Source organism: Peptoniphilus sp. HCN-40583 (genome assembly GCF_037892835.1).
Classification (GTDB): Bacteria; Bacillota; Clostridia; order Tissierellales; family Peptoniphilaceae; genus Aedoeadaptatus; species Aedoeadaptatus rachelemmaiella.
In genome coordinates this window covers 1-7616 of the sequence record NZ_JBBKBU010000044.1, presented here as the reverse complement: position 1 = coordinate 7616, position 7616 = coordinate 1, and the positions used below count along the sequence as shown (strand labels likewise).

The following is a 7616-nucleotide window of genomic DNA, read 5'->3' as shown; positions in this document are numbered from 1 at the left end:
AGACAAAAAAAGGAGGACTTCTGCACATAGGCATAAAAAGTCCTCTAAAATGAACGAAACCCGTTCTTTCCTTAATTGTATTTAATTGTTTAGACGAGTGAGTATATGAAAAGACTGACAGATATAAAGTCTATAGAAAAAAGGGCTATTTTTATTGCGACTTATTATTTGAAATAAACATATAGACTTTCCCATTTTATTCCTCCATTTATTTGCCGTTTATTATCAATCTTTTACAATCCAAATATCATCTTGATTAACAACACAATTCGAGCATCCCAAACATTGACTTTGGCATTTACTTGTTGCAGACCTTTTAGTTTTTACCAAATATCCATTATTTTCAAGATATTCAATTTTCATTTTTACACTATCTAAATCCTCACCTGTCAGTTCAGCAAGTTCTTGCAAAGTGCAAGTCTTTTTCTTTTTCAATACTTCTAATAGTTGTATAAGCATACTTATCACACCTTAAAAAATCAGTAGTCCAATATGATACGCCACACAAGATATAATTAGAGCCGATAATATATAATACAGTGCTATTTTTATCGTCCATTTTTTTGAATGTGTTTCTTGTGCGGTAGCTGCAAGAGCCATCAAACAAGGCATATTGAAGAAAAAGGCAAAAGTAAATGCTAAGGCTTCCGGCTTTGAAATCATTGTCAACATATTATTGCTTAGAATAGCGGTATCTACTGTCCCTTTAACCTCAACTGCATGCCATATTCCTGAAGAAGTAAATAATGATGCCATTACTCCTAATGCCGATTCTTTTCCCATTGCAGAAGCAACAAAAGCCATAAATAATTGCCATGGTAACCCAAACAATTTTGTTACAGGCTCTATAAATGTTCCTACTTTATAAATAAGGCTGTTAGCTATATTTCCATCAGCCGTATAGGCAAGAATCCAAAATATAACAGAAATAAGGATAATGATACTCAATGCCCTTTTCAGTACATTTCCCATCCTATTCATTACAGAAGAAAATAAATTTTTCCAATGTGGCTTGTGATATGGTGGAAGTTCCATAATCATTCCAAAATGTTCACTTCCCTCATAAAGCGATTTTCTAAAAATCCTATATGTGATTAGCAAATGTAGAAAAGCAACTGCAAATAGGCTTAATATCACAAATACTGCCTGTTTTCCGAAGAATGTTCCTGTAACAAGCCCGACTACTCCCCATGTTGACCCGCAAGGGACTACCCAAGATAATGCAATCGTCATAACCCTCTGTCCCCATGAATCAATTACTCTCGTTCCTGTGATTCCACCTATATTACAACCGAAACTTAACAAGAACGGCATAATTGCTTTTCCTTGCAATCCTAATTTCGACATAGTGTTGTCAAAGACATAGGAAACTCTTGCCATATATCCTACATCTTCCAAGAATCCAAATACTAAACTAATTCCCAATACATAACTTGCCATTTGCAATGCAAAAGTAATTGCAGTCATTACGGCTCCACACAAAAGTGAAATCAGCCAATTTGATACTCCAATGGCGACAAGCCCCTTTGCCAACAATGTTGATATTTTAGGTATAACAAACCCAAATAACCCCATTAGCGGAAATCCGATGAGCATAGAAGCAACTAATCCTAAAATGATAACTCCGATAGCCATAGGTTTTCCGAAAGCTTTACTTGTGGCTATACGATCAAATTTGCTTCTCTTAAATACTCTCTTTTTCTGAATAACATTTGCATTGATAAGTTTATCTATCCAATCGAATTTGCAATTACCGGTTATCAGATTCCCATTTTTGATGCCTCTTAATATATCCTCTATTTCTTTAAATTTGTATTCATCAACATTATCTTTTACCAATTCGATTACTTTCACATCTTGATCGAATAATTTCCCGACAATCCATGATTTTGAAAATACGCCTATCCCTTCATCAGGAATGTAATTTTTCAGCAATTTATATTTATCTCCGGCGGCACTTTCATATGCTCTTTCAAAATTATTGTCTGCTAAAATCCTTCCGCTGTCTGAACGCTCCAGAAAAGCATAAAACTCTTTGTATTCCTTTTTATCTGCCGCAACGATAGGAATGACAGGTATATTCAAGGATTTTTGTAACCCCTTTATATTTATATTTTTCCCTTGACTTGTAGCAACATCCATCATGTTCATGATTAAGACAACCGGAATATTTATTCCAATGTAGTCAGAGAGCATAAATAGACTTCGATTTAATTGTGAAGCATCTGCCATAATAGCAATTAGGTCTGCGTTCCCGGTTTCTATATATTCTCTTGTTATAACTTCTTCCTCTGAATTTGCTGATAATCCGTAAGTTCCTGGTAAATCCACAATCGTATAATTGGTATCTTTATACGAAAATTCGCCTTCTTTTTTCTCAACGGTTTTACCCGGCCAATTTCCAACATGTTGATTTGAGCCTGTCAACCCATTAAACAAAGTCGATTTTCCAGAATTAGGCTGCCCCAGCAAAGCAATCGTTATTTTCTTCATATCTCAAAGTACCTCCATCATTATTTTCTCTGCCTCTATCTTATTGACAGCTATCATCGTATCTCTACAATAAATGAGAATAGGTTGCTTTTTATAATTCTGGATAACTTCAACATCGCTTCCGACAGTTATTCCGATAGATATTATTCTGCTTTGAAAATGTGTATCACCAATAATTTCAACAACTTTACCTTTTGTCTTTTCTTTCAAAGTACTAAGCCTCTCCATAACTATTCTCCTTTATCATCCACTTTTTCGCTCTTTCCTGTGTATTTACCATTTCATAGTAATGTCCTTTTTTTCCATAAAGTTCATTATGATTTCCTTGTTCTTCAATTCTTCCGTTATTTATCAAAATAATTTGATTAGCATTTTTAATGGTATTCAATCTGTGAGCAATAACAAAAACTGTCTTTCCTTGCATTAAATGCTCCAAAGCATTATTGATTTTAGCTTCATTATCAGGATCAAGAGAAGCTGTAGATTCATCCAACAAAAGAATTGGTGCATCCTTCAGAATCGCTCTTGCAATAGCAATCCTTTGTCGTTCACCGCCGGATAATGTACTTCCTCCATCTTTTATTTCCGTTTCATATCCATCCTTCATTTTCAAAATAAATTCATGGCAACAAGCTAATTTTGCAGCTTGATAAACTTCTTCCTTTGTTGCATTAGGTTTTCCAACCCTGATATTGTTATAAACAGTATCGGTTAACAGTACATTATCTTGAAAAACCTGACTAACATATTTAAGCAACACATCAGGTTTTATGGATTTTATATTTTTTCCACCAATTATAATTTCTCCGCTGTTCACATCCCAAAACCTTGCAATCAAATTGGCAATTGTGGTTTTTCCTCCACCGGAAGGACCGATTAAAGCTGTACAAGTCCCCTCTTTTGCTTCAAAAGAAATATTGTTCAGAATCGTTTTATTTCTATCATAAGAAAAATTTACATTCTTAAATTGAATATCAAAATTTTCTAATTCAACTTCATTTTCAGAATAAGGCAATGGCTTCGTTTCATAAGCTTTCTCAAGATTACTTGCAGCTAATTTCAAATCTTTCAATAGTCCATAGGAATGTTGAAAGGCAATAAGAAGTGCAGATAATGCTAAACTCATAAGCATAAAAGCTACAAACTGTTCAGTTTTAACACTACCATCTATAAGCAAATATCCTCCTATAAGAAGAACTATCGGAAGCAAAAAGTTAACTGTGATAAAGTACATACTTGTAGGTAACGCCATTTTCTTTTCTGCGTTTACGCTTGTCTTTCTAACATTTTCAAGTGTATTTATCATTCTTTCAAAATGTTCACTTGTCATATTAGCTGACTTAAACGCTTTCATACCTTGAATGTACTCTAAAATAATAGAAATCATCTTAGAATTTAAATTTCTTTTTCTTGCCCCGTATTTTTCTATCAATTTGTTGCCCCATATCAACATAGGATATGCGATAAGCAATACTAAACACTCTAATAATGCGAGCTTCCAATCGATAAAAAATGTGCCTAATAAAATCAATATTGCTGTAACTGCTGTTTTAATAACCGATGGCAAGGTGTGCGTTATGATCAGTTCAAAACTACTCAAATCCTTTGTAAGAGTTGATAATAGATAACCACTACTATTTTTTTGGAAATGACCAAGGCTCAAACTCCTATAATGATTTGCTAAATCCAAACGCATATCTCCACACATTTCAGCTCCTCTTGAAAAGCTCAAATAGTATGCATGCCTATAAATCAGTATCCTTGCAATCATACTGATGAAACATATTACCGTATATTCTATGATTAAGGTTTTAGTTAATGTATTCTGCAATATACTAACTACGGTAAAATAGAGCATTAAATACAAAACAATGCTTCCTATCGAATCAATAACCATTAGAAAAATCGGTAAATACAATTTTTCTTTTTTATCTTTCAGAAGTGTTCTAATAATCTTAAGCATTTGTACTTACCCCCTCTCCAAAGTAATCTTTTGTGTATGTATTCCACATACTTTCATAGACCCCTTTTCTTTCTAAAAGAGTTTTATGTGTTCCAACCTCTACGACTTCCCCTTCATCAAATACAACAATTTGATCTGCATTCTTAATAGTATGCAAACGATGAGCAATCATAATGATTGTTTTATTTTTCAACAAGTTTTGAAGTGCTAACTGTATCTGGTACTCATTTTCTATATCTGAATAGGAAGTTGCTTCATCAAAAATAATAATTGGAGAATCTTTGAGTATTGCCCTTGCGATTGAGATTCTTTGTTGCTGTCCACCTGACAATTTCACCCCTTGATCCCCGATTCTTGTCTGATATCCATTCGGTAAACTCATAATAAAGTCATGAATTTGTGCTGCTTTTGCAGCCTCAATAATCTTATTTTCATCTGCATCTGTTCCCATACGAATATTCTCATAGAGAGTGTCCTCCAAAAGAAATACATCTTGAAAAACAAATGATGTAATATCCATCAAATTATCTATTTTTAATTCATTGATCGGTATGTCGTTAATTTTAATTGCTCCACTTGTTACATCCCAGTACCTCCCAATCAATTGTGCAGCAGTTGTCTTGCCTGCACCGGAAGGTCCCACAAAAGCATTTATTGTATTCGGTTTTAAGGATAAATTTATATGTTGTAATGCTTTATTTTTTGTTTCTTCATCGTCATAACTGAAAGTAACGTCTTTAAAATCTATTTTCATACACTCATTCTTGTTTATGATTTTTGTTCCGTCTTTCAATTCATCCATATCCATTATTTTTTTTATGTTATCCAATCCGCTTCCAAGCTCCATAGATTGCATAAAGATTGTTACCATATTTAAGAACGAAACAAAAAAGCACATTGTAAGCATAATAAATAGCAAATAGGATGTTGCTGATAAAGAATTTCTCAAAAAGAAATATCCTCCGAACGGCAATGTAAATAAGATTGCTGAATCCAAAACCACTAAAGTTATTGATAAAGGATAGCAAGAACTCATACACATCTTTTTCCAACAAGTAATATACGCATTCAATGAGCTTCTATATTGTTCAAATTTTTCTGCTGTTAAATGATACATTTTTATTACAGGCATAGCCTTTATAAATTCGTTTGCCGAAGCATTTAAATCAGCAATATCTTCGGATAGCTCCGTTGACATATCCGGATAATTTTTCATTAGCATCATAGGAATTCCTAATCCCAAAATCATAGGAATAAGCATAACAAGTGCCATCATCCAATTTAATTTCAACATGAAAATGAACATAATAACCGGAACAACTGCTACCTGAGCTAATTCCAAAGTGCTATGAGCCAAAAAATTTTCAACTCTATCTACATCATCAAACAACAATGTTTTAATTTCTCCGGGGGCATGCTCTTGAAAGAATCCCAAATTAAATTTTGAAATATGATTTACAACTTTCAGCTTAATTCTGTGTATTGTGTTAAAAGCTGCTGTATGAGATAAAATGCCCGCAAAGGACATTAGTATTGCTTGCAAAACAGCACTTATAATTCCTATACCTGCCCACATTAAAATTTCTGTATACGAAATATTCTTCTGGAATATCATTAGTAATATCTTATAAACTACAAAATAAGGAACTAATGATAAAGCCGCAGAAATGACAGATAAAAACATTCCTAAATGTAGCTTTTTTCTCTCATCTTTTGCTAATTGGAATACATAAGATATCCCTGTCTTCTTTTTTTCCATTAGTTATTCCATCTCCTTTCCTGACCGTTAGCTATATCTAACTAACTACATTTATTGTAAAGCTAATTTTTTATAACTCAAAATCCAACCATGAATTTCGGCATTCCTTGTAATCCCTTTATTTGCAAGCTTTTCATCAGTATTTCTATTTACGTTTTTATAAATTTGTGATATAATTAAATAAATTCGTGATATTAAAAGATGTAGGTGGAATAAATGGAAACAACAGTTATTGATTATTTAACAAACTTAGTACATGGCGCTCCTTTTACTCCTGTTCCAACTTTATCAACTGAAAACAAACAAATCTTTCAAATAGATCCCCATTTTGGCAAAGGTACTTTTCGCATACTAAAATTTGACAGCAGTTTAATTCTAATTTTAATTGCTGACTTTACTCCAAATGAAACACTTGAAAAAATAACTGAAGTATCTGAAAAGTATTTAGAGATTAGTCAATTTGAAACAGAAAGTAGCTCATTTAAAGTTGGTGGAAGGAAGTTAAATAATGTAGAAAAAGGTATCTATTGCTACTTAAATACAGAAAAGAAAACTTATACCTATTGTGAGGCAAATAAGCCTGTAAAGTTTACGAAAATAATCCTAACCAAAGAATACTTTGATACTTTCTTAAAATTAAAATATGATGATTTTGAATATGAAAAAGCAAAGATTCTTAATTCTTATTTGTTAAAAACTCAAAATTCTCCGCAGTTGAATTTTATATTTCAACAGATAAGAGAATCCCAAGCCGAAGGAAAAATTTTGCCTTTATATTTGGAAAGCAAAGTTATGGAACTGTTATCTATCATAATTACAAGGTTAGAAGAAAAAGAAAAAAATATATCCGTTGTCTTAACTAAAAAAGATAAGCAAAATCTGAAAAGGGCTGTATCGGCTATGAAAAAAGATTTATCGGTTCATATTGACGGACTTGAACTCTCTAAAATTGCTTTAATGAGTCCTGCACGATTTCAATTAGCTTTTCGCAAATACTACGGTGTTCCTCCCTACGAGTACTTAAAAGAATTAAGGCTTAATAAGGCATTATTATTGCTGAAAAATCCTGAGTATAAAATATCTACGATAGCAGAAAAAGTTGGCTATACACACACAGGACATTTTGCTAAAATATTCAAATCAACTTATGGAATCACACCAAGTAAATATAGAAGTACGATTACATAACCTAATATTAGAATTCAGTGTGTGCTTAACGCTTGCTATCTAATTTATTCTTTTGAGCAAGCACAGTAAGTGTACGGACACTTACGAAAAAATTGATGAAGCAGCCCTTTGGGATCTGCTTCTTTTTTTATCAATTTTTAGCTTGTACCCTCGCCTAATAGTTTCATCAATTCGAGCAAACTCTCATTGGAAACTATTGGCTGGGGCAAACTT

Annotated in this window: 6 protein-coding genes; 1 reads left to right on the top strand and 5 read right to left on the bottom strand. The window is 32.8% G+C overall.

Features of this window, described 5'->3' with window-relative positions:
• Nucleotides 1–225: 225 nt before the first annotated feature.
• The 5 genes from WKT05_RS10395 to WKT05_RS10375 are packed head-to-tail and all read right to left on the bottom strand — an operon-like array spanning nucleotide 226 to nucleotide 6215.
• Nucleotides 226–459: a transcriptional regulator gene (locus WKT05_RS10395; RefSeq protein WP_068369046.1), complete on the bottom strand. Its 234-nt coding sequence runs from the start codon at nucleotides 457–459 to the stop codon at nucleotides 226–228.
• A gap of 12 nt (nucleotides 460–471) precedes the next feature.
• A complete protein-coding gene (feoB, locus tag WKT05_RS10390; RefSeq protein ID WP_215508902.1) occupies nucleotides 472–2493 on the bottom strand; it encodes a ferrous iron transport protein B in 2022 nt (673 codons plus the stop codon).
• A gap of 3 nt (nucleotides 2494–2496) precedes the next feature.
• Nucleotides 2497–2721, bottom strand: a complete 225-nt coding sequence (locus WKT05_RS10385; protein ID WP_002416391.1) for a FeoA family protein — start codon at nucleotides 2719–2721, stop codon at nucleotides 2497–2499.
• Entirely contained in the window at nucleotides 2708–4456 is a 1749-nt protein-coding gene (locus WKT05_RS10380) for an ABC transporter ATP-binding protein (protein ID WP_215508903.1), read from the bottom strand. The genes WKT05_RS10385 and WKT05_RS10380 overlap by 14 nt, the downstream gene beginning before the upstream one ends.
• Nucleotides 4449–6215, bottom strand: a complete 1767-nt coding sequence (locus tag WKT05_RS10375; RefSeq protein WP_215508904.1) for an ABC transporter ATP-binding protein — start codon at nucleotides 6213–6215, stop codon at nucleotides 4449–4451. Before WKT05_RS10375 ends, WKT05_RS10380 begins: the two co-directional genes overlap by 8 nt.
• Before the next feature lie 216 nt (nucleotides 6216–6431).
• Between WKT05_RS10375 and WKT05_RS10370 the strand changes: the two genes are divergently transcribed.
• The gene (locus tag WKT05_RS10370) at nucleotides 6432–7403 is read left to right on the top strand and encodes a helix-turn-helix transcriptional regulator (RefSeq protein WP_340414037.1); all 972 of its coding nucleotides are present in this window, start codon (nucleotides 6432–6434) and stop codon (nucleotides 7401–7403) included.
• Nucleotides 7404–7616: the final 213 nt, after the last annotated feature.

Excerpts from the sequence above, each read along its gene's own strand:
- WKT05_RS10395 (WP_068369046.1), bottom strand. The coding sequence starts at position 459 with ATGCTTATACAACTATTAGAAGTATTGAAAAAGAAAAAGACTTGCACT.
- feoB (WP_215508902.1), bottom strand. The coding sequence starts at position 2,493 with ATGAAGAAAATAACGATTGCTTTGCTGGGGCAGCCTAATTCTGGAAAA.
- WKT05_RS10385 (WP_002416391.1), bottom strand. The coding sequence starts at position 2,721 with ATGGAGAGGCTTAGTACTTTGAAAGAAAAGACAAAAGGTAAAGTTGTT.
- WKT05_RS10380 (WP_215508903.1), bottom strand. The coding sequence starts at position 4,456 with ATGCTTAAGATTATTAGAACACTTCTGAAAGATAAAAAAGAAAAATTG.
- WKT05_RS10375 (WP_215508904.1), bottom strand. The coding sequence starts at position 6,215 with ATGGAAAAAAAGAAGACAGGGATATCTTATGTATTCCAATTAGCAAAA.
- WKT05_RS10370 (WP_340414037.1), top strand. The coding sequence starts at position 6,432 with ATGGAAACAACAGTTATTGATTATTTAACAAACTTAGTACATGGCGCT.